18 protein-coding genes are annotated in these 23,922 nt (G+C 67.9%); 14 read left to right on the top strand and 4 right to left on the bottom strand.

Features of this window, described 5'->3' with window-relative positions; genetic code table 11:
* The first annotated feature begins 11 nt into the window (after window positions 1-11).
* From paaA to paaZ, 10 genes are all read left to right on the top strand, one after another.
* Window positions 12-1,019, top strand: coding sequence for a 1,2-phenylacetyl-CoA epoxidase subunit PaaA (paaA, locus tag WKW79_RS28860; RefSeq protein ID WP_340338675.1), 1,008 nt, complete (start codon window positions 12-14; stop codon window positions 1,017-1,019).
* A complete protein-coding gene (paaB, locus tag WKW79_RS28855; protein WP_340338674.1) occupies window positions 1,016-1,309 on the top strand; it encodes a 1,2-phenylacetyl-CoA epoxidase subunit PaaB in 294 nt (97 codons plus the stop codon). Before paaA ends, paaB begins: the two co-directional genes overlap by 4 nt.
* A 7-nt stretch (window positions 1,310-1,316) precedes the next feature.
* A complete protein-coding gene (gene paaC / locus WKW79_RS28850; protein ID WP_340338673.1) occupies window positions 1,317-2,093 on the top strand; it encodes a 1,2-phenylacetyl-CoA epoxidase subunit PaaC in 777 nt (258 codons plus the stop codon).
* Complete coding sequence (paaD, locus tag WKW79_RS28845) at window positions 2,090-2,626, top strand: 1,2-phenylacetyl-CoA epoxidase subunit PaaD (protein ID WP_340338672.1); 537 nt, start codon at window positions 2,090-2,092, stop codon at window positions 2,624-2,626. Before paaC ends, paaD begins: the two co-directional genes overlap by 4 nt.
* An 11-nt stretch (window positions 2,627-2,637) precedes the next feature.
* Entirely contained in the window at window positions 2,638-3,723 is a 1,086-nt protein-coding gene (paaE, locus tag WKW79_RS28840; protein WP_340338671.1) for a 1,2-phenylacetyl-CoA epoxidase subunit PaaE, read from the top strand.
* Window positions 3,724-3,853: 130 nt separating this feature from the next.
* The gene (locus tag WKW79_RS28835) at window positions 3,854-4,999 is read left to right on the top strand and encodes an ABC transporter substrate-binding protein (protein WP_340338670.1); all 1,146 of its coding nucleotides are present in this window, start codon (window positions 3,854-3,856) and stop codon (window positions 4,997-4,999) included.
* A 140-nt stretch (window positions 5,000-5,139) separates the two neighbouring features.
* Window positions 5,140-6,168: a branched-chain amino acid ABC transporter permease gene (locus WKW79_RS28830; RefSeq protein ID WP_340338669.1), complete on the top strand. Its 1,029-nt coding sequence runs from the start codon at window positions 5,140-5,142 to the stop codon at window positions 6,166-6,168.
* Window positions 6,165-8,024 carry a branched-chain amino acid ABC transporter ATP-binding protein/permease gene (locus WKW79_RS28825; RefSeq protein ID WP_340338668.1) on the top strand — a complete coding sequence of 620 codons (1,860 nt, stop codon included), beginning with the start codon at window positions 6,165-6,167 and terminating at the stop codon, window positions 8,022-8,024. Before WKW79_RS28830 ends, WKW79_RS28825 begins: the two co-directional genes overlap by 4 nt.
* A gap of 25 nt (window positions 8,025-8,049) precedes the next feature.
* Complete coding sequence (locus tag WKW79_RS28820) at window positions 8,050-8,805, top strand: ABC transporter ATP-binding protein (RefSeq protein ID WP_340338667.1); 756 nt, start codon at window positions 8,050-8,052, stop codon at window positions 8,803-8,805.
* Window positions 8,806-8,840: 35 nt separating this feature from the next.
* Window positions 8,841-10,886 (top strand): phenylacetic acid degradation bifunctional protein PaaZ, encoded by a 2,046-nt coding sequence (gene paaZ / locus WKW79_RS28815; RefSeq protein ID WP_340338666.1) that lies wholly within the window; start codon window positions 8,841-8,843, stop codon window positions 10,884-10,886.
* A 6-nt stretch (window positions 10,887-10,892) separates the two neighbouring features.
* On the opposite strand, the gene WKW79_RS28810 is transcribed toward paaZ, so the two are convergent.
* Window positions 10,893-12,494 carry a phospholipase D-like domain-containing protein gene (locus tag WKW79_RS28810; protein WP_340338665.1) on the bottom strand — a complete coding sequence of 534 codons (1,602 nt, stop codon included), beginning with the start codon at window positions 12,492-12,494 and terminating at the stop codon, window positions 10,893-10,895.
* Window positions 12,495-12,702: 208 nt separating this feature from the next.
* Here WKW79_RS28810 and WKW79_RS28805 point away from each other — a divergent pair, with 208 nt between their 5' ends.
* The 3 genes from WKW79_RS28805 to WKW79_RS28795 all read left to right on the top strand — a co-directional run bounded on the left by WKW79_RS28805 (window position 12,703) and on the right by WKW79_RS28795 (window position 17,551).
* Entirely contained in the window at window positions 12,703-13,347 is a 645-nt protein-coding gene (locus WKW79_RS28805; protein WP_340338664.1) for a Crp/Fnr family transcriptional regulator, read from the top strand.
* 183 nt (window positions 13,348-13,530) lie between these two features.
* Window positions 13,531-16,878 carry an adenylate/guanylate cyclase domain-containing protein gene (locus tag WKW79_RS28800; RefSeq protein ID WP_340338663.1) on the top strand — a complete coding sequence of 1,116 codons (3,348 nt, stop codon included), beginning with the start codon at window positions 13,531-13,533 and terminating at the stop codon, window positions 16,876-16,878.
* A gap of 19 nt (window positions 16,879-16,897) precedes the next feature.
* Window positions 16,898-17,551, top strand: a complete 654-nt coding sequence (locus tag WKW79_RS28795) for a redoxin domain-containing protein (protein ID WP_340338662.1) — start codon at window positions 16,898-16,900, stop codon at window positions 17,549-17,551.
* A gap of 6 nt (window positions 17,552-17,557) precedes the next feature.
* On the opposite strand, the gene WKW79_RS28790 is transcribed toward WKW79_RS28795, so the two are convergent.
* Window positions 17,558-18,280, bottom strand: a complete 723-nt coding sequence (locus WKW79_RS28790) for a Crp/Fnr family transcriptional regulator (protein ID WP_340338661.1) — start codon at window positions 18,278-18,280, stop codon at window positions 17,558-17,560.
* An 84-nt stretch (window positions 18,281-18,364) separates the two neighbouring features.
* On the opposite strand from WKW79_RS28790, the gene WKW79_RS28785 reads away from it, so the two are divergent.
* Window positions 18,365-21,913: a helix-turn-helix transcriptional regulator gene (locus WKW79_RS28785; RefSeq protein ID WP_340338660.1), complete on the top strand. Its 3,549-nt coding sequence runs from the start codon at window positions 18,365-18,367 to the stop codon at window positions 21,911-21,913.
* On the opposite strand, the gene WKW79_RS28780 is transcribed toward WKW79_RS28785, so the two are convergent.
* On the bottom strand, window positions 21,903-23,312 hold the full coding sequence (locus tag WKW79_RS28780) for an FAD-binding oxidoreductase (RefSeq protein ID WP_340338659.1): 1,410 nt from the start codon (window positions 23,310-23,312) through the stop codon (window positions 21,903-21,905). The genes WKW79_RS28785 and WKW79_RS28780 overlap by 11 nt on opposite strands.
* A gap of 208 nt (window positions 23,313-23,520) precedes the next feature.
* Entirely contained in the window at window positions 23,521-23,790 is a 270-nt protein-coding gene (locus WKW79_RS28775) for a DUF4242 domain-containing protein (RefSeq protein WP_340338658.1), read from the bottom strand.
* Window positions 23,791-23,922 lie beyond the last annotated feature (132 nt).

The raw sequence follows: 23,922 nt of genomic DNA, 5'->3' as shown, positions 1-23,922 counted from the left end.
GAGAACAGCTCATGTACACGCAAGCCATGGACACGATGGGCAAGGAGCCCGACGGCAAGAAGGTCGTGCGCTCCGCCGACGAGATGCGCCTGGAAGAAAACTTCGATGCGCACATCGATGCCGGCGACTTCATCGAGGCGAAGGACTGGATGCCCGACCACTACCGCAAGACGTTGGTGCGGCAGATCAGCCAGCATGCGCATTCGGAGATCGTCGGCATGCTGCCCGAGGGCAACTGGATCTCGCGCGCGCCGACGCTCAAGCGCAAGGCCATCCTGCTGGCCAAGGTGCAGGACGAGGGCGGCCACGGCCTCTACCTCTATGCCGCGGCAGAAACGCTCGGCACTTCGCGCGACCAGATGTTCGATGCGCTGCACAGCGGCAAGGCCAAGTACAGCTCGATCTTCAACTACCCGACGCTGACCTGGGCCGACATCGGCACCATCGGCTGGCTGGTGGATGGCGCGGCCATCATGAACCAGGTGCCGATCTGCCGTTGCTCCTATGCGCCCTATGCGCGGGCCATGATCCGCATCTGCCGCGAAGAGAGCTTCCATCAGCGCCAGGGCTACGAAGCCCTGCTCACGATGATGACCAAGGGCACCGATGCGCAGAAGGCGATGGTGCAGGACGCGGTCAATCGCTGGTGGTGGCCGTCGATCATGATGTTCGGTCCGCCGGACGACCAGTCGCCCAACAGTGCGCAATCCATGCGCTGGGGCATCAAGCGCTTCAGCAATGACGACCTGCGTCAGAAGTTCATCGATGCCGCCGTCGAGCAGGCGCGCATCCTCGGCGTGACCTTGCCCGACCCGGACCTCAAGTGGAACGAGGAACGCCAGGCGCATGACCATGGCCCGATCGACTGGAGCGAGTTCTGGCGCGTGATCGGCGGCGACGGGCCGTGCAATCGCGAACGGCTCAACGCCCGCGTCAAGGCATGGGAAGACGGCGCATGGGTGCGCGACGCCGCACTCGCACACGCACGCAAGCAAACCAATCTCAAGGAAGCAGCATGAGCTCAGTCGAAAACGAATGGCCGTTGTGGGAAGTGTTCGTCCGCAGCAAGGCGGGCCTGGACCACAAGCATTGCGGCAGCCTGCATGCCGCCGATTCGAAGATGGCGATCCAGATGGCGCGCGACGTCTACACCCGCCGCCAGGAAGGTTGCAGCGTGTGGGTCGTGCTGTCCGAGCAGATCGTGGCCAGCGACCCGGGCGAGAAGGACATGTACTTCGATCCGGCGGAGGACAAGGTCTACCGCCACCCCACCTTCTACGCGCTCCCTCAGGCCGTAGACCACATGTGAGCGCGCGATGTCCACAGCCTCCATCGAACTCCAGCTGACGCCTCCCGCGCAATACCTGCTGCGCATCGGCGACACCTGCCTGATCCTCGCGCAACGCCTCGGCGAATGGTGCGGCCACGCGCCCATCCTCGAGGAAGACATCGCCATGTCGAACATCGCGCTCGATCTCATCGGCCAGGCGCGCGCCCTGCTGACGCGTGCCGGCGAGATCGAGGGCCAGCAGCACGACGAAGACCAGCTCGCCTTCCTGCGCAACGAGCGCGACTATTTCAACCTCACGCTGGTCGAGCTGCCGCGCGGCGACTTCGCGGTCAGCGTGCTGCGCAACACCATGGTCTCGACCTGGCTCAAGCTGCTGTGGGAACGGCTCGCGAGTTCCAGCGACTCGGAAGTGCAGGCCATCGCCGGCAAGGCCTTGAAGGAAGCGCGCTACCACCAGCAGCATTCGGGCGACTGGGTGGTGCGACTGGGCGACGGCACCGACGAATCGCGCGAACGCATGAAGGCCGCGCTGGCGCACCTGTGGCGCTATGCCGCCGAGATGTTCGACACCGATGCCGCGGACGAGCAGGCGCATGCAGACGGCATGGGTCCGCTGTGGTCCGAGCTGAAGGCACCGTGGCAGGCCGAGATGCAACTGATCCTCGACGAAGCCGGCTTGCAGATGCCCGCCGATTCCGCCTTCCGCAGCGAAGGCAAGCGCGGCGTGCACAGCGAGCACATGGGCTTCATCCTGGCCGATATGCAGTATCTGCAACGCAGCTTTCCCGGGGGCGTGTGGTGACCGTGGCGCTCTGCGCAGCACCCGAGCAGGACGAGCGCACGCGCGCGGCCTGGGACGTGCTCGCGACGGTGCTCGACCCCGAAGTGCCAGCCGTGTCGGTGCGCGACCTCGGCATCGTGCGCGACGTGATCGCGCATGAGGACGCGCTGGAGATCGTGCTGACGCCGACCTACTCCGGCTGTCCGGCCACCGAGGTGATCGAGCATGACGTGCTCGCAGCGATCGATGCGGCAGGCCTCGGCCCGGCGCGCGTGAGCCTGCGCCGCGCGCCCGCCTGGACCACCGACTGGATCAGCGCCGAAGGCCGCCGCAAGCTGGCCGAATACGGCATCGCGCCACCCGGCCCGGCGACCTCCAGCGAAGCCGTGCCCATCCGCTTCTTCGGCCGCCGCAGCGAGGCGCAACAACTGGCCTGCCCGCGTTGCGGCAGCTTCCACACCGAGCGGCTCGCGGCCTTCGGTTCCACCGCGTGCAAGGCGATCTACCGTTGCCTGGCCTGCAAGGAACCCTTCGAGCATTTCAAGCCGATCTGAGCGAGAACACCATGTCCGTCATGTTCCATCCCCTGCGTGTGCGCGCCATCGAGCCCGACACGCAAGAGGCCGTCATCGTCTCCTTCGACGTGCCGCCCGACCTGCGCGAAGTGTTCGGCTTCACGCAGGGCCAGTACCTCACCCTGCGCACCGACATCGACGGGCAGGACCTGCGCCGCTCGTATTCGATCTGCGCCGGTGTCGACGACGGCGAGTTGCGCGTCGGCGTGCGCAAGGTGCGCGGCGGCGTGTTCTCCAACTGGATCAACGAGCACCTGCAACCCGGCCACACCGTGCAGGTCATGGCGCCGCAGGGCCGCTTCTTCGTGCCGCTCGACCCGGCATCGAAGCGCCACCATGTCGGCATCGCCGGCGGCAGCGGCATCACGCCGATCCTGTCGATCATGAAGACCGTGCTCGCGCGCGAACCCAAGAGCCGCTTCACGCTGATCTACGGCAACCGCCTTTTGCAGTCGACGATGTTCAAGGAAGAGATCGAAGACCTCAAGAACCGCTACATGACGCGGCTGTCGTTGCAGATGGTGTTCTCCGACGAGCACACCGACGCGCCGCTCAACCACGGCCTGATGAACCGCGAGAAGATCGGCGAGTTCCTCAAGAGCGTGGTGCCCGCAGGCGGCATCGATCATGTGTTCGTGTGCGGGCCGTTCCAGATGAACGACGAGGCCGAGGCCGCGCTGCTCGAGGCCGGCGTGCCCGAGGAGCGCATTCATATCGAGCGCTTCGGCGTCGCGTTGCCATCGACGGGGCCTGTGGGCGCGGTGGTGCATGAAGCCAAGCCCGGCGACGCCGAGACGGCGCGCATCGTCATCATCCGCGATGGCCTGCAACGCGAGATCTCGTTCACCAAGAACCAGCCGAGCATCCTCGACGCGGCATCGGCTGCGGGCATGGAGGTGCCTTACTCCTGCACGTCGGGCGTGTGCGGTACCTGCCGCGCCAAGGTGGTCGAGGGCGAGGTGCGCATGGAGCGCAACTTCGCGCTGGACAAGAAGGAAGTGGCGAGCGGCTTCATCCTGACCTGCCAGGCGCATCCGTTGACGGAGCGTGTGGTCCTCTCTTTTGATGAGCGCTAGTGGTGTAACCGGGCGCGCGGGTACATCCCGATGACGGGGAACGCATGAACACCGTCCACTAACGCCCGAGCGCTTTTCGCCTCAATTTTTCAAGCATTCCTTTCCAAATTCACTCCGGAGAAGACCACCCATGAAATCGTTCAAACCCCTGCTGCTGATCGCCTTGCTCGGCGCAGCGCTGGCCGCGCAGGCCGACATCAACGTCGGCGTCACGCTGTCGGCCACCGGCCCGGCGGCATCGCTCGGCATTCCGGAGAAAAACACCATCGCGCTGATGCCCAAGACCATCGGCGGGCAGAAGGTCAACTACATCGTGCTGGACGATGCGTCGGACACGACGGCAGCCGTGGCCAACACGCGCAAGCTGATCACGGAAAGCAAGGTCGACGTGGTGCTGGGCTCGACCGTCACACCGGCCTCGCTGGCGATGATCGACGTCATCTCCGAAGCCAAGACGCCGATGATCTCGATGGCCGCGTCGGCGCGCATCGTCGAGCCGATGGACGACAAGCGCAAGTGGGTCTTCAAGACGCCGCAGAACGACATCATGATGTCGCTGGCCATTGCCGAGCACATGCAGAAACTGGGCGTGAAGACCGTGGGCTTCATCGGCTTCTCCGATGCGTACGGTGAAGGCTGGTTCCAGGAATTCGGCAAGGCCGCGGGCCTCAAGGGCCTGACCATCGTCGCCAACGAACGCTTCAGCCGCAGCGACACCTCGGTCACCGGCCAGGTGCTGAAGATCATGTCGGCCAAGCCCGATGCGGTGCTGGTCGCCGGCTCGGGCACGCCCGCCGCGCTGCCGCAGAAGACGCTGAAGGAACGCGGCTATGCCGGCAAGCTGTACCAGACGCACGGCGTGGCCAACAACGACTTCCTGCGTGTCGGCGGCAAGGATGTCGAAGGCACCTTCCTGCCCTCGGGCCCGGTGCTCGTGGCCGACCAGTTGCCCGCCTCGAACCCGGTGAAGAAGAGCGCGATGGCCTACATCGCCGCCTATGAAGGCGCGAACGGCAAGGGCAGCGTCTCGACCTTCGGCGGCCATGCCTGGGATGCCGGCCTGCTGATGACGACCGCGGTGCCGGTGGCACTGAAGAAGGCGCAACCCGGCACGCCGGAGTTCCGCGCTGCGCTGCGCGATGCGCTGGAGCAGATCAAGGAAATGCCTGGTGCACACGGCATCTTCACGATGTCGCCGACCGACCACCTGGGTTTGGACCAACGCGCACGCGTGATGGTCAAGATCGAGAACGGCGCCTGGAAATACCAACCTTGAGAAGGTAGGAATCTTTCTACTGCGCGCCCCGATCTCGGGCCTGCGGTGCTCACCGTACGAGAGTACGGTTCCGCTCCTCGACCCGACCTCGAGGCGCTCGCTACGAAATCTTCCCACCTTCTCGCTCGAGGTAATTTCTTATGGACGCACAGATCGCCCTGCTGCTTGCGCAGGACGGCCTCGTGAATGGCGCGGTGTACGGACTGATGGCGCTGGCTCTGGTGCTGGTGTTCTCCGTCACCCGCGTCATCTTCATTCCGCAGGGTGAGTTCGTCGCCTTCGGCGCGCTGTCGATGGCCATGATGCAGGCCGGTCGCGTGCCCCCGACGCTGTGGTTGCTGCTGGTGCTGGCTGCGGCGGCACTCATCGTCGAGGCCTGGCGCTGGAAGCGGGGCGCCACGGTGGAATGGGCCTCCGCAATTCTGTGGTGCGTGGCCTTTCCTGCGTTGGCTTGTGCGCTCGCACTGGTGTGGCGGCCCGCGGGTGTGGCGGCGCAGGCCTTCACCACGCTGGTGCTGGTCATGCCGCTCGGACCGCTGCTCTATCGCCTCGCGTTTCGGCCGATGGTCAATGCCACGGTGCTGACACTGCTGATCGTCTCCGTCGCGCTGCATGGCGTGCTGGTGGGGCTCGGGCTTCTCTTCTTCGGCGCTGAAGGATCGCGCACGCCGGCGTTCTCGGAAGCGCGCTTCGAGCTGGGTGGCTTGCAGGTGAGCGGACAGTCGCTCGTCGTCATAGGCGTGACCTTCGTGCTGGTCGTGCTGATGTTCCAGTTCTTCGGCCGCTCGATGGTCGGCAAGGCCTTGCGCGCGACCGCAATGAACCGCGTCGGGGCGCGGTTGATGGGCATCCCTACCGAGCTGGCGGGTGATGTGAGCTTTGCCCTGGCTGCGCTCATCGGCGCCGTGTCTGGCCTGCTGATCGCACCGCTGACCACGGTGTACTACGACACCGGCTTTCTCATCGGCCTGAAGGGCTTCGTCGCTGCCATCGTCGGCGGCCTGGCGAGCTATCCCGCCGCATTGCTCGGCGCCTTGCTGGTGGGGCAACTCGAATCCTTCTCGTCGTTCTGGGCCAGCGCCTTCAAGGAAGTGCTGGTCTTCACGCTGATCATCCCGGTGCTGTGGTGGCGTTCGCTGCGCAGCCATCATGTGGAGGACGAGGAATGACCACCTCCGCCAACAACACTTCGCTGCCGAAGACATCGGCAAACGGTTTCCTCACGCGCCGCCATCTCACGCTCGCCGCCGTCCTGGCGCTGGCGGTGATCTGGAACTGGCTGCCTGAATTCACTGTCGTGGTGATGAGCTACATCGGCCTCTACGCGATCGTCGCGGTGGGCCTTGCGATGCTCACCGGTGTCGGCGGCATGACCTCCTTCGGGCAGGCGGCTTTCGTCGGTATGGGCGCGTATGCGACGGCCTGGACCTGCACCTCGCCGATGGCGGCCTCCACGGTCGGCGCGGTGGTCGGCACCGGCTTGCTGCCCTGGGTCGGGCTGCTGCTGGGCCTGGCGCTGACCTTCGCGCTGGCCTGGATGCTCGGTGCCGTCACGGTCAAGCTGCAGGGCCACTACCTGCCGCTGTGCACCATCGCCTGGGGCCTGAGCCTCTACTACCTGTTCGGCAACATGGAGTTCCTCGGCGGGCAGACCGGCATCACCGGCGTGCCGGCGCTGGTCATCGCGGGCTGGTCACTGGCCTCGCCGCGTGCGCTCGGCGTGGTGATCTGGGGCGTGCTGCTGCTCGGCCTGTGGCTGCTGCACAACCTGCTCGATTCGCGAGAAGGGCGCGCGGTGCGGGCGCTCAAGAGCGGTCGGCTCATGGCCGAGTCGATGGGCGTGGACACGGCCCGCTATCGCATCAAGCTGTTCGTGCTGGCCGCGCTGCTGGCCGCGATCTCCGGCTGGCTGTATGCGCACATGCAGCGCTTCGTGAACCCGACGCCCTTCAACCTCAACATCGGCATCGAATACCTGTTCATGGCGGTGGTCGGCGGTGCCGGTCATCTGTGGGGCGCGGTGCTGGGTGCGGCGCTGATCACGCTGCTCAAGGAGAAGCTGCAGGACGTGCTGCCGAACCTGCTCGGCACCAGCGGCAACTTCGAAGTGATCGTGTTCGGCCTGCTGATGCTGCTGGTGCTGCAGCGCTTCGCGGAAGGCCTGTGGCCGGCGCTGGAGCGCCTGGGCCAGCGCTTCCTGCGGCCGGAGACGGCGCGAGCACCGCGCGGCATGGCGACGCTGGCGCGGCGCGTGCTGCCGGCGCGCGGCACGGTGCTGCTGCAGTCGTCCAAGGTCACCAAGCGCTTCGGCGGCCTCGTTGCCAACAACGACGTGACGATGAACGTGAAGGCCGGCGAGATCCATGCGCTGATCGGACCGAACGGTGCGGGCAAGAGCACCTTCTTCAACATGATCTCGGGCGTGGACGATCCGACCGAAGGCGAAGTGCGCCTGATGGACAAGCCCATGCGCGAACACCCTGCGCGCGACTTCGCATCGCTGGGCCTGAGCCGCACCTTCCAGCACGTGCGCCTGCTCGGGCAACGCAGCGTGATCGAGAACGTCGCGCTGGGCGGGCACCTGCGCGCGAAGCGCGGCTGGATCGCGTCGATGCTGCGGCTGGACCGTGGCGAAGAGGCGGCTTTGCTGGCCGAGGCGCGGCATCAGATCGAACGTTGCGGACTCGGCGCGCATGCCGATACGCCCGCCGCCTCGCTGGCATTGGGTCAGCAGCGCGTGGTCGAGATCGCGCGGGCGCTGGCCAGCCAGCCGGCCGTGCTGCTGCTCGACGAACCGGCCGCCGGCCTGCGCCACCTGGAGAAGCGCGCATTGGCAGAACTGCTTTCGCAACTGCGCGCCGAAGGCCTCGGCATCCTGGTGGTCGAGCACGACATGGAGTTCGTCATGAACCTGGCGGACCGCATCACGGTGCTGGAGTTCGGCACGGTCATCGCGGAAGGCACGCCGGCCGAGGTGCAAGCCAACCAGCGCGTGTTGGATGCCTACCTGGGTGGTGCGGATTGAGCTCGCAGGGCAGCGGAAGGATCAAATGAACAAGCTACTCGAACTCGACGCCTTCAGCGTCGCCTACGGCAGCGTCGAGGCACTGCACAGCGTGCAGCTCGACGTGCGCGAAGGCGAGATCGTCACCGTCATCGGCCCCAACGGCGCGGGCAAGACCACGCTGCTGTGCGCGGCGATGGGCCTGCTGCCATCGACTGGCTCGCTCACGCTGGCCGGCGAGCGCATCGCACGACCGACCGTCGAGACCATGGTGGCGCGCGGCGTGGCGCTGGTGCCGGAGAAGCGCGAGCTGTTCGGCGAGATGTCGGTGGAAGACAACCTGCTGCTGGGCGGCTTCTACCGCTGGCGCAAGGGCCAGCGCGACCAGAAGGCGCGCATGGAAGAAGTCTTCCAGATCTTCCCGCGCATGCGCGAGCGGCGCGAGCAGATGTCCTCCACGCTCTCCGGCGGCGAGCGCCAGATGCTGGCCATCGGCCGTGCGCTGATGGCGCGGCCGCGCCTGCTGATGCTCGACGAGCCTTCGCTCGGCCTCGCACCGCTGATCGTGCGCGAAGTGCTGCAGGTGGTTTCCTCGCTGCGCAACCACGGCGTCTCGGTGCTGCTGGTCGAGCAGAACGCGCGGGCGGCGCTGCAGGTGGCCGACCGCGGCTACGTGCTGGAGACCGGCGCGGTCGCGTTGTCCGGCGCGGCCAGCGATTTGCTGCATGACCGTCGAATCATCGATACCTATCTCGGCATCGGCAATGCGCAGCGCGACGACGCTGCGCCGGCCCACGCCTGATCCTCTTTCACACAACTAGCTAGGGACATTCACAAGTGACCAACGTTCTCCAGAGTTACATCGCCGGCCGCTGGGTTGGCAACCAGGCCGCGCAGACGCTCAACAGCGCCATCAACGGCCAGCCCGTAGCCCACACGCATGCCGAGCAACTCGACTTCGGCGAGGCCGTTTCGCATGCGCGCAAGGTCGGCCTGCCCGCCCTGCTGGCGCTGGACTTCCAGCAGCGCGCCGAACGCCTCAAGGCGCTGGGCAAGTACCTCGCGCAGCACAAGGAAAAGCTCTATGCCATCTCGGCCCACACGGGCGCCACGCGTGCCGACGGCTGGATCGACATCGAAGGCGGCGCCGGCACCTTGTTGGCCTATGCCAGCATGGGCAGCAACGAACTGCCCTCGGGCAACCTGGTGCATGAAGGCCCGGCGATGCCGCTCGGCCGCAAGGGCGGCTTTGCCGGCACGCACATCCTGGTGCCGCGCCAGGGCGTGGCCGTGCACATCAATGCCTTCAACTTTCCGATCTGGGGCCTGCTCGAGAAGTTCGCGCCCAGCTTCCTGGCCGGCATGCCCTGCATCGGCAAGCCCGCCACCGCGACCAGCTACTTGACCGAGGCGCTGGTGCGCCTCATCAACGAATCGGGCCTGCTGCCAGAAGGCGCGCTGCAACTGGTCATCGGTGGTACGGGCGACCTGCTGGACCGTCTCGACGGCTCGGACTTCGTCACCTTCACCGGCTCGGCCGACACCGCGGCCAAGCTGCGCGTGCATCCGAACGTCGTGCGCAACTCGATCCCCTTCAATGCCGAGGCCGACTCGCTCAACTGCGCGATCCTCGCGCCCGACGTGACGCCCGACGACGAGGAGTTCGACCTCTTCGTGAAGGAGGTGGCGCGCGAGATGACCACCAAGGCCGGCCAGAAGTGCACCGCCATCCGCCGCGCGATCGTGCCGCGCCAGCATGTCGATGCGGTCGCGGACCGACTGCGCGCACGCCTGGCCAAGACCGTCATCGGCGACCCGACGCGTGAGGACGTGCGCATGGGTGCGCTGGCCTCGCGTGCGCAGTTCGACGACGTGTCGGAACGCGTTGCGATGCTGATGCAGGGCGCCGAGCTGGTCTACGGTGCGCGCGACGGCTTTGCGCCGGTGGGCGATGGCGTGGCCAACGGCGCGTTCTTCTCGCCGACGCTGCTCCTGAGCCGCAAGCCGATGGAACACGATGCGGTGCATGACGTCGAGGCCTTCGGCCCGGTCAGCACGCTGATGGCCTATGACGGCATCGACGAGGCGGTGGCGCTGGCCGCACGCGGACGCGGCAGCCTGGTCGGCACGCTGGTCACGCGCGACCCGAAGACGGCGGCGCGCGTCATCCCCGCGGTGGCTGCCTTGCATGGCCGCTTCCTCGTGCTCGACCGCGAAGCCGCCGCCGAATCGACCGGCCATGGCTCGCCGCTGCCGCAGCTCAAGCACGGTGGCCCGGGCCGCGCCGGCGGTGGCGAGGAACTCGGCGGCATCCGCGCCGTGAAGCATTATTTGCAACGCACGGCGGTGCAAGGCTCGCCGACCATGATCGCGGCGATCACCGGCGAGTACATGCGCGGTGCGGCACGCCAAGAGAGCGAATCGCATCCCTTCCGCAAGCACTTCGAGGACCTGCAGATCGGCGACTCGCTGCTCACGCATCGTCGCACGGTGGGCGAGGCCGACATCGTCGCCTTCGGCGGCATCTCGGGTGACTACTTCTACATGCACTTCGACGAAGTGGCGGCGAAGGAATCGCCCTTCGGCAAGCGCATCGCGCACGGCTACTTCGTGCTGTCGGCGGCGGCCGGCCTATTCGTGTCGCCCGCGCCGGGGCCGGTGCTGGCCAACTACGGCTTGGACACGCTGCGCTTCGTCAAGCCGGTCGGCATCGGCGACACGATCCGCGCGCGCCTCACGGCCAAGCGCAAGATCGATCGCAACAAGAAGGACGCCAACGGCGTCGGCCAAGGCGTGGTCGCGTGGGATGTGGAGGTCACCAACCAGCTCGACGAGGTGGTGGCGAGCTACGACATCCTGACGCTGGTGTCGAAGCGGGCCTGAACGCCCTCACAGCAGCTGTTCACTCACGAACATCGACGTGAACGACACGCCCAGCTGCCGGCGCCAGTTGCGGCTGGGTTCCGCGCTGAACACCAGCGGCTGCGTGGTGGACGGCGCGACCCATTGCAGCTTGGGGCGCGCTGCACCGGGCTGCATCCGCAACTGGTAGCTGCGCGGCAACTGCTCGCGTTGCAGGAGCGTCGCGACCTGCATCGCCAGCTCGGGGCTGTCGATGACCAGGCCCATCTCGGTGTTGGAATGGGCCGAGCGGCGATCCATGTTCATCGAGCCGATGGACAGCCAGCGATGGTCGACCACGGCCAGCTTGGCATGCAGGCGGCCGAGGGAGCCGTGCGATACCGCAGCAGTGGCTTGCGGCGCGTCCACGCCGGGCATCATTTCGTAGAGCGCGACGCCCATGTCCAGCAGCTCGTCGCGGTAGCGCGAATAGCCGACGTGCACCAGCGGCTCATCGGTGGTGGCGAGCGAATTGGTCAGCACCGCCACGCGCACCTTGCGGGCCGTGGAGGCTTGCAGGATGTCGAGCATGCGTGTGTCCGGGATGAAGTAGGGCGAGGTCACCAGCACATCGGAGCGCGCCGATTGCAGCAGCTCCAGGTTGCCGTTCATGACGGTGCTGTCGGCCAGGCTTTGCTCATGCGTCGCCTTCATCGGCGCATCGGCCATCACGCGTACGGTGGCCAGGTGCAGGTCGATGCGGCCGCTGGCCAATTGCGCGCCGACCGGGCCTTGGCCGAGCAGGTCCCGTTCGGCCATCGCCTGAACCGCCGTCGTACCCGCACTGCCTTGTGCCCACGCATCGAACTGTGCGCGTGCAGCTTGCGGCAGCCGCTCGGTCGACACCAGGCTCTGGATCGGATAGGCATGCTCGCTGTTCCAGTAGGCATCGAACACCGCGGATTGCTCGCGCACCACCTTGCCGGCGGCGAGCACGTCCATGTCGATGAAGTTGGCGGGCTGGCTGCGGCCGAAGTAGGCATCGCCGATGTTGCGCCCGCCGCTGATCGCGAAGGCGTTGTCGACGATGAAGAGCTTGTTGTGCATGCGCCGGTTGACGCGCGAAAAATCATTGAGCGACAGCAGCACGCGCGAGGGCACGGCGCCGCCGCGCACCGCCAGCGGGTTGAACATGCGCACCTCGACATTCGGCGTGGCGGCCAGACCCGCGAGCAGGTCATCCTCGCCGCCCGCATGCAGGTCGTCGATCAGCAGGCGCACGCGCACGCCGCGGTCAGCCGCGCGGGCCAGCGCATGCAGGAACTCGCGGCCGGAGGCGTCATTGGCAATCTGGTAGTACTGCGCGTCGATGGTGCGTCCGGCGGCGTGGGCCAGCGCCATGCGCGCTTCCAGTGCCTGGCCGCCGTCGGGCAGCAGGCGCAGGCCGGAGATGTTGTCGTCGTCGGCGGGCAACGAGGCATCGGCCACGTCCGTCAGGCGGGTCGCGCCATGGGCGTCGTCCGTCAGGCTGTGCGAGGGCTGGCGCATCACGTCGGCCGGCAGGCTGGCACACGCGGTCAGCAGCGCGGACAGCACGATGCCGAGGCAAAGGGCGATCAGGCGGACCATGTGCTTGGACTGCGCGGACATCGAGGGGCTCCAAAGTGGTGCAGTTGTGGGAGGTTCGCGTTAATCTACCCAGCCGTCCGCGCGCGGACGAGTGCCCAATGCGCATCACCGATGTGACATTGATCACAGCCAGTCAAGACCGGATAATTTGTTGCACGGCACAAGAGCGACGCACGAGGGTTGGCGTTGCGCCGGGCAGGTGCGCGATGCCAGAAAAACGGAGTGACCGATGAGTTCCGACGACGAGGGCGTGAGCGATCAACTGCCCCCCGCCCTGCTTGAGGCCATCGCGCTGCGCGGCGCGACGCGTGCGTTCCCGGCCCAGACCATCCTCATCAACGAAGGCGACACCACCGACTCGCTCTACATCATGCTGACCGGGCGCGTGAAGGTCTATGCCAGTTCGGAGGAAGGCCGCGACGTGGTGCTCACCGAATACGGTCCGGGCGAGTACTTCGGCGAACTCTCGCTCGACGGCGCCAAGCGTTCCGCGTCGATCAAGGCCATGGAGCCCTGCACGTGCCGCGTGGTCCAGGGATCGGAGCTGCGCCAGTTGATGATCGAGTACCCCGACTTCGCGATGCACCTGACGCGCAAGCTGATCCGCATGGTGCGGCGCCTGACCGAGCAGGTGCGCAGCATCGCCACGGAAGACGTCTACGGCCGCATGGTGCGGGTGTTGAACGACATGTCCGAGCAGATCGGCAGTGAGCGCGTGCTGCGCCAGAAGCTCACGCAGCAGGACATCGCTGATCGCGTCGGGGCGTCGCGGGAGATGGTCAACCGCGTGATGAAGGAACTGACGGCTGGCGGCTATGTGACGCAGCGCAATGGGCGGCTGGTGATCTTGCGCAAGCTGCCGTCGGCCTGGTAGCGGCGGCCTGGGGATTGTTGAGTTCTTTCTGCGTCCGGCCCCCGCACGCAGGAGCCTTCGCGAATGCCACCTGGCCCGTAGCTGCGACGTCTGCGCCATTCGCGCGGGATCGGCGGATCCCGGGTTCGAGCCACCAGTGGCGCGCTTCCTCAAAACGGCGCAGCATCCGGCCAGCGACACACGATGACCTCGACCTGTTCCGGCTGCGGTGCGCAGGCGCCGCCCGACGCTTCCTTCTGCCCGCGCTGTGGCCGTCGGCTGGAGAGCCTTTGCCCGTCGTGCGGCCATGCTTGCGAGCCGGACTTCGCGTTCTGTCCGCGCTGCGGCGCGCCGCGCGGGGCCAAGGCATCGCCGCGGGCCGCACTATCGCCGCCGCAGCAGCCCCCGCAACTGCCAACCCTTGCAGCCGCACCCGCGCCAACGACGCCCACGCCCGACGCCCCGGCCCACGAAGCCGACCGCCGCCAGGTCACCATCCTCTTCGCCGACCTCACCGGCTTCACCTCCCTGGCCGAGCGGCTGGACCCGGAGACGGTGCGCAGCTTCCAGAACGCCTTGTTCGAGACCATGGCCCAGGCCATCGTGCACTACGACGGCTTCGTCGAGAAGTTCGTCGGCGATGCGGTGATGGCCGTGTTCGGTGCACCGCATGCGCACGAGGACGATCCGCTGCGCGCCGTCGAGGCCGCGCAGGAAATGCTGCGAGGCGTGGAGCGCCTGAGCGAGCGCTGGGCCGCGCGCCTGGGCCGCGGCGTGACGCTGCACATCGGCGTGCACACCGGCGCCGTGGTCGCGGGCAGCCTCGGCAGCGGCGCGGGCGAAACCTATGCCGTGACCGGCGACACCGTCAACACCGCATCGCGCCTGCTCACCGCCGCGGAGCCCGGCACGGTGCTCGTGTCGGACACCACGCAGGCCATGGTGCGCCATCGCTTCGACTTCGACGCGCCGACCGAGCTGGGGCTGCGTGGCAAGGCGCAGCCGATGCGCGTGCACCGGCTGCTCGGCGTGCGCCAGCTGGAGGCCTCGGCACGCGGCCTGGCCGACCTGGGCCTGGCCGCGCCGCTGGTCGGGCGCGACGCCGAGATCGAACGCCTGCTCGTCGCGTTCGACCGCATGCAGCAGGGCCGGGCGCAGCTCGTCACGCTCACCGCCGAGGCCGGCGCGGGCAAGTCGCGCCTGCTCTCCGAACTGTTCTTGCGTCTGGCAGGCGATGCACGCCTGGTCGCGACGGGCGTGCGCCGGACCACCTGCTCGCCGCTGGGCGAGCCGACCTACGGCACCTTCGGCGCACTGTTCCGCGATGCCTACCGCGTGGAGGCCGGCGATTCGCTGGAGGTGGCCCGGCACAAGCTGCAGGAAGGCTTGCGGGCCCTCGGCGCCGATGCCGACGAGGCCGCGGCGGTGGCGCAGGTCATCCACTACCTGCTCGGCATCCAGGAAGGCCGCCCGCCCGACATCGAGCCCGAGCAGTTGCAGCGCCAGATCACCCTGGCCGCGCGGGCGCTCATCGAGCGACGCCTGTCATCGCAGCCGCTCCTGCTCGTGGTCGACGACCTGCAATGGGCGGACGCCGCATCCATCGGCCTGTTGCGCGACGCGCTGGACCACTTCGTCGACCGGCCATTGATGCTGCTGGTCGCGCAGCGCCCTGATGTGCGCGGCGTGGGTGTCGTGCGCGCCGAGCATTCGGACATCGTGCTCGCCCCGCTGGGTGACGACGAGGCCCGCGCGCTCGTGAACCATCTGCTCGGCCCATCGGATGGCGATGGCCTGGCGCCGGTGCGTGACCTGGTCGCGGCGCGTGCCGGCGGCAATCCGCTGTTCGTCGAGGAGATCGTGCGCAGCCTGGCCGGTGGCGGCCAACTGTCGCGCCAGGGCAGTCAATGGGTCTGCGGGGCGCCGCACGATGCGGTCGACGTGCCGCAGACGCTCTATGGCCTGCTGCTGTCGCGCATCGACCGGCTCGGCATGGAAGACCGTCGAGCGCTGCAGGAGGCCGCGGTGCTGGGCGCGCGCTTCGATCCCGCGCTGTTGCGGCGCATCGCCAGCGAACCGGCTCTCATCGACGCCGCCCTGGCCCGGCTCGCCGCGGCCGACCTGGTCCGTGCCGGTGCGACCGAGCTTGCGGACTGGCGCTTCACCCATGCGCTGCTGCATGACGTGGCCTACCAGAACCTGCTGCTGACCCGGCGCACCGAACTGCATCTTCGAGTCGGCCGCGCGCTGGAAGCCCTGACGACGGGCATCGTGACAGAACACGACATCGACGCTGCTGCAACCGCGATGGACGAAGCGCCCGGCAGCCCTCGTCGCCTGGCCGAGCTGGAGGCGCTCGGTCATCACTGGAGCCTGTCGCCGGACAAGGCCCGCGGCGCGCACTACCTGCTCGCGGCGGGCGACTGGGCCCGCGACGTCTATGCCAACGACGATGCGCTGCGCCACTACGAGCGCGCGCTGTCGACCCTTGCTCTTGCCCTGGCGGAAACCCCGCAGGCCATCGCCGAAGTCGAGGCGGCGCAGCTCGATGCGCGCGAACGCCTGGGCGACCTGTTCGGCCTGCAAGGCCGCCGCACCGATGCGCTCGCCCACTACGACGCCATCCAGCAGGCCATCGAAGGTCACGACGACCCGGTCCGCGGCGCGCGTGTGTTGCGCAAGATCGGCGGCCTGCATTGGGAGGCCGGCGAACGCGATCGTGCCGGTGCCTGCTTCAGCGCCGGCCTGCAGCGCCTGGGCGAGCAGGGCGATCCCATCGAGCGTGCCCATCTGTTCCAGGAAATGGGCCGCCTCGCGTTCCGTGCCGGCGACAACGCCACCGCCCTCACGCTCGCACAGCGCGCATTGGCCGAGGTGCCCGACGATGGCGCCGGGCGCACGCGCGAGGCCATCGTGGTGCGCGCCGAGGCCTGCAACACCCTCGGCGTCACGCTCGCGCGGCTCGGGCGCCAAGAGGAAGCCGTGGAGCAGATCGAACTCAGCGTCGCGCAGGCAGAAGCCCACAACCTGCTGCAGGCCGCCTGCCGCGGCTACACCAACCTGGGCGTGCTCTATGCCACGCTCGACCCGCAGCGCAGCATCGACACCTGCCTGCGCGGGTTGGAAACCGCGAAGAAGGTCGGCGACCTCGGCTTCCAGTCGCGCCTGTATGCCAACCTGGCCGTCGCGTATTGCGCGCTCACCAACCGCTGCGAGGCGGAGGGCATCGAGGCCGCCCGTGCCGCTGCCAGCCTCGACCGCCGCCTCGGCCTGCTCGACCACCTGGCCGTGCCGTTGATCGTGCTGGGCCAGATCTACCAGTGCCACGGCGACCCGGCCAAGGCCTTCACGTCCTACACGGAAGCCTTGCAACTGGCCGAGCAGGCCGACGAGCCGCAATTGCTCTTCCCTTGCTACGACGGATTGGCTACGCTGTACCTCGACGCGGGGCGCCCGGCCCAGGCCGAGGGCTGGTTCCATAAGGCCCAGGCGGTGTGCGAACGCGCCGGCCTCGAGCCCGACCAGTTGATGGTGCTTCCGTTCCTCTGCTGAATTTGCCAAAGGAGTCGACATGACTGCTGCAATGACGCAACCCGTGGGCCCGGGCCAGCCGGCGCCCGATTTCTCCCTCCCGGCCGTGGCCGGTTCCGACACGATTTCACTGGCCGACTACCGCGGGCGCAGCCCGGTGTTCCTCGCGCTGATGCTGGGCCTGTGGTGCCCGTTCTGCCGACGACAACTGGCCCAGCTCAGCGGCTTCGAGGGCAAGCTCAAGGCCCTGGGCGTGGAAAGCCTGGCCGTCGTCGCGACCGATCCGGAGAACGCGCGCATGTACTTCAAGTTCAGGCCGACCCGGCTGCGGCTCGCGTCCGATCCTTTTCTCTCGACACACCGCGCCTTCGGCGTGCCCAAGCCGGAGCCGACGCCGGAGATGCTGGAGGAGATGGGACAGACCGTCGTCAATCCCTTCGGCGACCTGCCCCACCCGATGCCGCTTCCGGAGGCAGGCAAGGCGATGGACAAGATGGATGGCTTCGTCCCCACGGCGAGCGACCAGGGCGATGTCGAGCGGCAATGGCCGCAACTGAAGGCGCTGTTCATGATCGACCGCGAGGGCATCGTGCGCTGGGCCAACATCGAATGCCAGGACGAAGGGCTCGCCGGTATCGGCAAGCTGCCGTCTGAGGACGCGATCATCGATGCCGCGCGCACCTTGCTGCATTGATCTCCTTCACTGCACGCTGCCCGCCGCAGCAAGTTCCGCGGGCCGGCTGTGTTCCGCGACCATCGCTTCCAGCCGCTGGCGGTCGGCGATCAAGCGACCGGCCACCAGCGACACCACCTGGAAGCCGAAGGCCGGGTTCTGGAAGTAGAGTTCGCGGAAGGTGTGCTCGTCGATGCGCAGCACGGTGCACTTGGTGACGCAGCGGGCCGTCAGCGTGCGGCGCTTGTCGGGCGCGAAGAAGGCGATCTCGCCGAACAGCCGGCCGGGCTCCATCTCCTGGCCGATCTCGACGAATTCCATGCGGCCGTCGGCCAGGAAGTACAGGTGCGTGGCCTGGTCGCCCTTGCGGAACAGCACCTGTCCCGCGCGCAGCCGCTGCTTGCGCATGTAGGGCCGCAGCCAGACGCCGGAGAGGTCGCTCTGCTCGGCCGCCTTGGTCACCTGCCGCGTGAGGCGCGCCATTTCCGCCAGCCGCCAGATGTTGATCGGCAGCAGCGCGCCGTGCAGCAGGATCATGATGAAAGCCGGATGCAGCGCCCCGTAGATCAGGAAGCCGACATTGCCCGCCACGGCAAGGTAGCGCAGCGGAATCATGGTCTTCACGAAGGAGCTGACCACCACCAGCAGCCCCGCGATCCCCGCCGCAAAGAGCGCGATGGTGCCCGAGGTGGTGGCGAACGCCGTCTCCAGGCTTTGGGTGGCAAGGGCGTACAGGTCAGGCAATGCCATGCGAGTTCCTCGTGAGGACTTCCAATGTGCCACAGGCGGACGTTTGACCGTGAGAGTGGGGATGCTGATACTGCTCCGGCTGCCATGACCGATCCATCCGTCAAGCACAGGCTCACGGCCATCCTCGCGGCGGATGCCGTCGAGTTCTCGCGCCTGATGGCGGTGGACGAGGGCGCCACCGTCGCAGCACTCGATGCTGCACGCGCCGTGTTCCGGCAGCATGTCGCGGCGCACCACGGGCGCGTCGTCGACATGGCGGGCGATTCGGTGCTCGCGGTGTTCGATGCGGCCACCGGCGCGGTCGCTTCGGCGCTGGCCGTGCAGCAGGCGCTGGGCCTGTCGGCCGGGGCCGTGGCGGAAGACCGGCGCATGCGCTTTCGGATCGGCGTGCACCTGGGCGACGTGGTCGAGAAGGAGGACGGCACGGTTTATGGCGACGGCGTCAACGTGGCCGCGCGGCTGCAGGCGCTGGCCGACCCGGGCGGCATCACCGTGTCGGAGGCCGTGCGCGGGGTGGTGCTGGGCCGGGTCGATGCACGTTTCAAGGACCGGGGCGTGCAGCCGCTCAAGAACATCGCCACGCCGATCCATGCGTTTGCCGTCGACCTGGGCCCGGAGACCGCCGATGCGGAGCAAGGCCTGACCGCCGGCGGTGATGCAACGCCGTCCCCGCAGCGCCCGTCGTCCCGTGCCGCCGGCCTGTTCGTGGGCCGCCGCCAGGAGATCGCCCAGCTTGCCAAGGCGCTCGACAACGCGCGCAAGGGCCGGGGCCAGGTCGTGCTGCTGGCCGGCTCCGGCGGCATGGGCAAGACGCGCCTCGTGCAGGAAATGGCGGCGCACGCGGAGGCGCAGGGCGTGTCGGTGCTGTGGGGGCGCTGCCTCGAAGAACCCGGCGCGCCGCCGTACTGGCCGTGGCGCCAGTTGATCCGCGGGTACCTGCGCGGCAGCGGCGATCCGCGGCAGGCCGAGACGCTGGGCACCGGCCTGGCGGACATCGCCAGCATCGTGCCGGAGGTCGCGCAGGCCGTGCCGCTCCAGCCACCCGACGCCCACGCTGAAACTGTCGACACCGCGCAGTCGCGCTTCCAGTTGTTCGATGCGGTGGCCGGCTTCTGGCGGCGCGCGGCGCGGCGCATGCCGCAGGTGCTGATCTTCGAGGACCTGCACTGGGCCGATGCGACCTCGCTGCGCCTGTTCGCCTTCCTTGTCACCGAGCTGGAGGACAGCGCGCTGCTGCTGATCGGCACCTATCGCGACACCGAGCTGTCGCGCCAGCATCCGCTGTTCGACACGCTCGGTGAACTGGCCCGCTCGCCGGTGCTGCGCCGCATCGAGCTGGCCGGCCTGAGCGAGCGCGAGACGCAGGAGTTCATCGCGGCGGCCAGCGGCGGCGCGGCGGGCGCCCACCTGGCGGACGCGATCCACGCGCGCACCGAGGGGCATCCGCTGTTCCTCGAGGAGACGATGCGCTACATGACGGAGACGCGCGCGCCGAATGCCTCCGGCTCGATGGACGACCTGCTGCAGAAGATCCCCACCGGCGTGCGCGAGGTGATCGGCAAGCGCCTGAATCGCCTCAGCGTGCCGGCATCCAGGCTGCTGTCGATTGCCGCCTGCATCGGCCGCGTCTTCGAGCTGGAGCTGCTGGCCCAGCTCGACACCGACAAGTCCGAGGACGACGTGCTGGAGGCGCTGGAAGAAGCCCTGGCGGTGCGCCTGATCGAGCCGGTGCCGCAGTCGCAACAGTTCCGCTTCAGCCATGCGCTGATTCGCGAATGCATCTATGACGAGATGCTCGGCCTGCGCCGCGCGCGGCTGCATCTGCGCATTGCCGAGATCCTGGAGGCGCGCAGCGGCAGCGACAACACGGCGGTGCTGCCGCAACTGGCCTACCACTTCAGCGAGGCCGGGCCGGGCGCCGCCGGCAAGGCGCTCGACTACGCGCAGCAGTCGGCCGAGCATGCGACGCAACTGCTCGCCTTCGAGGAAGCCGCGCGCCTTTATCGATTGGCGCTGCATCTGCAACAGCAGCACTTCGGCAAGGACGCGGCGCAGCGCTGCACGCTGTTGCTGAAGCTGGCCGAAGTCGAGGGCCTGCTCGGTGCCGGCGAGTTGGCACGGGCGGCCTGTCTGGAGGCAGCCGAACTGGCGCGCAGCCACGGCCTGGCTGCGCTGTTCGCGCAGGCGGCGACAGGCTTCGAGATCAGCAACGTCGAGTCCGCGCGCTCGGGCGAGATGTCGGTGGCCTTGCTGCTGGAGGCGCTGTCGCTGCACCGCACCGATGACCCGCTGCGCGTCGAACTGCTCGCACACCTGTGCCGCGGCTATGTCTACTGCAACCGTGCCGACGAGGCCAAGGAGGCGCACCGCTGCGCCGTGGCGCTCGCGCGCCGGCTCGGCGACCGACGCGGCCTGTGCCTGGCCCTGTCCTCGATTGCCGCGGGCGTGTACTGGCCCGACCAGTTGCGCGAACACCTGGCCGCCGCCAGCGAGGCCTGGGGCATCGCCGACAGCCTCAAGCTGCACCGCGACCTGCTGCGCCTGTTGCCGTATTTCCTGGTGGACCTGATCCGTGCCGGCGACGTGGCGACGCTGGCGCGCGTGCGGCCGTATGGCCTGCGCAAGGCGCAGGAAACCGGCGCGTTGCACGAGCAGGCGATCTGCAACTACGTCGAAGGCGTGATCGCCATCAACGAAGGGCGCTTCGCCGAAGCCGAGGCATGGGCGGGCAAGGCACTGGCCATCGGCCGCCGCGCCAACGAGGCACTGGCGGTTGGCGTCTACGGCATGCAGATGTTCTGCCTGCGGCGGGAGCAGGGCCGGCTGCGCGAGACACTGCCGCTGTTGCAGCACTTCGTGCGCACCACGCCGCAGGCGCAGACCTGGGTGCCGGGCCTGGCCGTGCTGTATGCGGAACTCGACATGCGCGCCGAATGCGAGGCGCAGTTCAACAGCCTGCCCTGGGACCGTGCAGCCACGTCCGCCATCGATGCCAGCACCATGACGGTGATGATGTTCGCGGCCGAGGTGTGCATCTACCTCGGCGATGCCACGCGCGCCGCCGTGCTCTACGCGGTGCTGAAAGTCCATGCCGGTGCCAACCTCGTGGCCGACTCGGGCGGACCTTGCCTCGGCTCGGCCGACCGGCTGCTGGGCGGGCTGGCGATGGTGATGCGGCAATGGGTGGTGGCGCAGCGCCACTTCGAGGCCGCGCTGGCGATGGACGGCCAGACCGGCTCGCGCACCTGGCTCGCGCACAGCCGCCATGCGTACGCTGTCATGCTGCTGCGGCGGGCGCTGGCCGGCGACACGGAACGCGCCAGCGCGCTATTGGTCGAGGCCTTGGCGGAGGCCACCGCACTCGGCATGCAGTCGCTGTCGCAGCGCATCATCGCCTTGGTCGACACCCTCGCCGCGCCACCGCCCGCCTTGCCTTCCGGCCTGACCGAACGCGAAGTCGGCGTGCTGCGGCTGATGGCCATGGGCCGCAACAACCGCGAGATCGGCCAGGTGCTGCAGATCAGCCCGAACACGGTGGCCAACCATGTGCGCAGCATCCTGGAGAAGACCTACACGGCGAACCGGACGGAGGCGTCGGCGTTTGCGCGGCGCGAAGGCTTGCTCAAGGAGTAACCACGGCCTCCGCCACCGCCTCCTGGGCGGGCCGGATGTTCTGGTTCACCCGGAACAGGTTGTCCGGGTCATACCGCCGCTTGATCTGCGCAAGCCGCGAATAGTTGTCGCGGTAGGAAGCGCGGATGCGATCTTCGCCTTCGTCCATCATCATGTTCACGTAGGCGCCGCCGGCCGAGTACGGATGCAGCGCGTCCCAGTAGGCCTTGGTCCAGGCGGTGATCTTCGACGCGTCCGCCGGATCGGGGCTGACGCCGACGACCACCTCGGCCCAGCGCGCATTGCGATAGGCGAAGGCCGTGTCGGACGACTTGACCCGATGCACGGCGCCATCGATCGGATAGAGGTGCATGGTCGATTGCCCCGTCGGCATCTGCGCACCGAAGCGCACATGCTCGGCGATGGCCGCATCCGACAACTCGTTGACGAAGTCGGCGCGCCAGTACCACTGGTGTCCCGGCGGATACAGCCCGTCGAAAGCCGTGTTCAAGACAGGGAAGGGCATCGGCTGCACGGCATGCAGCAGCGGTGAATTGAATTCGCGCACCGGCTTGAACACCCCACCGACTTGCTCCGGCGTGCCTGTGTAACACCACACCACACCGCACACCGGCCGGCCATGCAGCGCCTCGGGGAAGGGCGGCGCCGGCGGCACGGAAGTGAAGGCGAAGAAGCCGTTGAGTTCCTCCGGCGCCTGGGTGATGAAGTCGCGGTACCAGCGCAGCACCTCGGCCGATTTCTCCAGCTCCCAGAAGGTCGGCCCCGCATACACGATCGACACCGGGTGCATCTGGAACACGAAGGAGGTCACCACGCCGAAGTTGCCGCCGCCGCCACGCAGTGCCCAATAGAGGTCGGGGTGCTTGTCGGCACTGGCCGTGACCATCGAGCCATCGGCCAGCACCACGTCGGCCTCCAACAGGTTGTCGATCGTGAGCCCGCACTTGCGCGACAGGTGGCCGATGCCGCCGCCGAGCGTGAGGCCGCCGACACCGGTGGTGCTGATGATCCCGCAGGGCGTGGCCATGCCGAAGGCGCTCGTTGCATGGTCCACGTCGCCCCAGGTACAGCCGCCTTCGACGCGTACCGTGCGCCCGTGCGGGTCGACGCGGATTCCATTGAGACCTGACAGGTCGATCACCAGCCCGTCGTCGCAGGTGCCCAGCCCGCCGCCGTTGTGGGCGCCGCCGCGCACGGCCAGTAGAAGCGAATGCTCGCGCGCGAAGCGGACGCTGCGCATGACATCCGCCACATCGCGACACTTCACGATCAGGCGCGGCGTTCGGTCGATCATCGCGTTGTAGACCTTGCGCGCCTCGTCGTAGTCGGCGTCGCCGGCCTGCACGACGCGCCCGCGCAGCGAGGCGGAAAACTGGGCAATGGACTCGGGGTTGAGCATGATGAGTTTCTCCGGTAGATGGCGCGTTCACCTGAACGCTGAACCACGCTGCCGTTGTACGCAGCACCCCAACCCGGCGAAATAGTCAGTCCTGACCAGCGGCGCCCGTCGACCTGACTACCAGGGCCCCGGGGGCCGGGCAACACCCCCACCCGCCCCCGACGGGAGCACAAGTCGAGATGGCAATACCACGCCGACGTGAGAACTGTCAGGCCGCGGCCGCGAGCATCCGCTCCGGGTTGAATTGCGAGACCTCGATGATCACGTCGGCCGGCACGTTCGCGCGCCGCGCCGCCTCGCGGATCGCTTCCGGGTTGGTCGCCTCGTAGAGGCAATAGGACTTGCGCTTGTCGGCGCTCAGGAAAGAGAACAGCCAGTTCACGCCTTCCTCGCCGTTGATCTGGGTGATTGCGTTGACACCGTCGACATTGAGCTCGATCTGCTCGGCGAAGTTGCGCTCGATGAGAAACAGGGGCATGGGGAATCCTCCTTGACAGGGTGATTGCTGGCAGTGCGCCGCGCAGAGCGTGGCCTCCCCTCGACTGGCTCGTTTCACATTAGTGGACGACCTCGCGCTTTGCAACTTGCCGAAGTGCGTAGCAACCCCCGT

It is taken from the genome of Variovorax robiniae (assembly GCF_037889955.1).
GTDB lineage: Bacteria > Pseudomonadota > Gammaproteobacteria > Burkholderiales > Burkholderiaceae_C > Variovorax > Variovorax robiniae.
Note: the sequence above shows the minus strand (reverse complement) of the source record. Positions and strands in the feature narration are given on the sequence as shown.

Coding starts and splice junctions, on each gene's coding strand:
- WKW79_RS28790 (WP_340338661.1), bottom strand. CDS start 18,280: ATGGCATTGCCTGACCTGTACGCCCTTGCCACCCAAAGCCTGGAGACG.
- WKW79_RS28775 (WP_340338658.1), bottom strand. CDS start 23,790: ATGCCCCTGTTTCTCATCGAGCGCAACTTCGCCGAGCAGATCGAGCTC.
- paaE (WP_340338671.1), top strand. CDS start 2,638: ATGTCCGTCATGTTCCATCCCCTGCGTGTGCGCGCCATCGAGCCCGAC.
- WKW79_RS28780 (WP_340338659.1), bottom strand. CDS start 23,312: ATGCTCAACCCCGAGTCCATTGCCCAGTTTTCCGCCTCGCTGCGCGGG.
- paaA (WP_340338675.1), top strand. CDS start 12: ATGTACACGCAAGCCATGGACACGATGGGCAAGGAGCCCGACGGCAAG.
- WKW79_RS28795 (WP_340338662.1), top strand. CDS start 16,898: ATGACTGCTGCAATGACGCAACCCGTGGGCCCGGGCCAGCCGGCGCCC.
- paaB (WP_340338674.1), top strand. CDS start 1,016: ATGAGCTCAGTCGAAAACGAATGGCCGTTGTGGGAAGTGTTCGTCCGC.
- WKW79_RS28805 (WP_340338664.1), top strand. CDS start 12,703: ATGAGTTCCGACGACGAGGGCGTGAGCGATCAACTGCCCCCCGCCCTG.
- WKW79_RS28835 (WP_340338670.1), top strand. CDS start 3,854: ATGAAATCGTTCAAACCCCTGCTGCTGATCGCCTTGCTCGGCGCAGCG.
- WKW79_RS28830 (WP_340338669.1), top strand. CDS start 5,140: ATGGACGCACAGATCGCCCTGCTGCTTGCGCAGGACGGCCTCGTGAAT.
- WKW79_RS28820 (WP_340338667.1), top strand. CDS start 8,050: ATGAACAAGCTACTCGAACTCGACGCCTTCAGCGTCGCCTACGGCAGC.
- paaC (WP_340338673.1), top strand. CDS start 1,317: ATGTCCACAGCCTCCATCGAACTCCAGCTGACGCCTCCCGCGCAATAC.
- WKW79_RS28825 (WP_340338668.1), top strand. CDS start 6,165: ATGACCACCTCCGCCAACAACACTTCGCTGCCGAAGACATCGGCAAAC.
- WKW79_RS28800 (WP_340338663.1), top strand. CDS start 13,531: ATGACCTCGACCTGTTCCGGCTGCGGTGCGCAGGCGCCGCCCGACGCT.
- WKW79_RS28810 (WP_340338665.1), bottom strand. CDS start 12,494: ATGTCCGCGCAGTCCAAGCACATGGTCCGCCTGATCGCCCTTTGCCTC.
- WKW79_RS28785 (WP_340338660.1), top strand. CDS start 18,365: ATGACCGATCCATCCGTCAAGCACAGGCTCACGGCCATCCTCGCGGCG.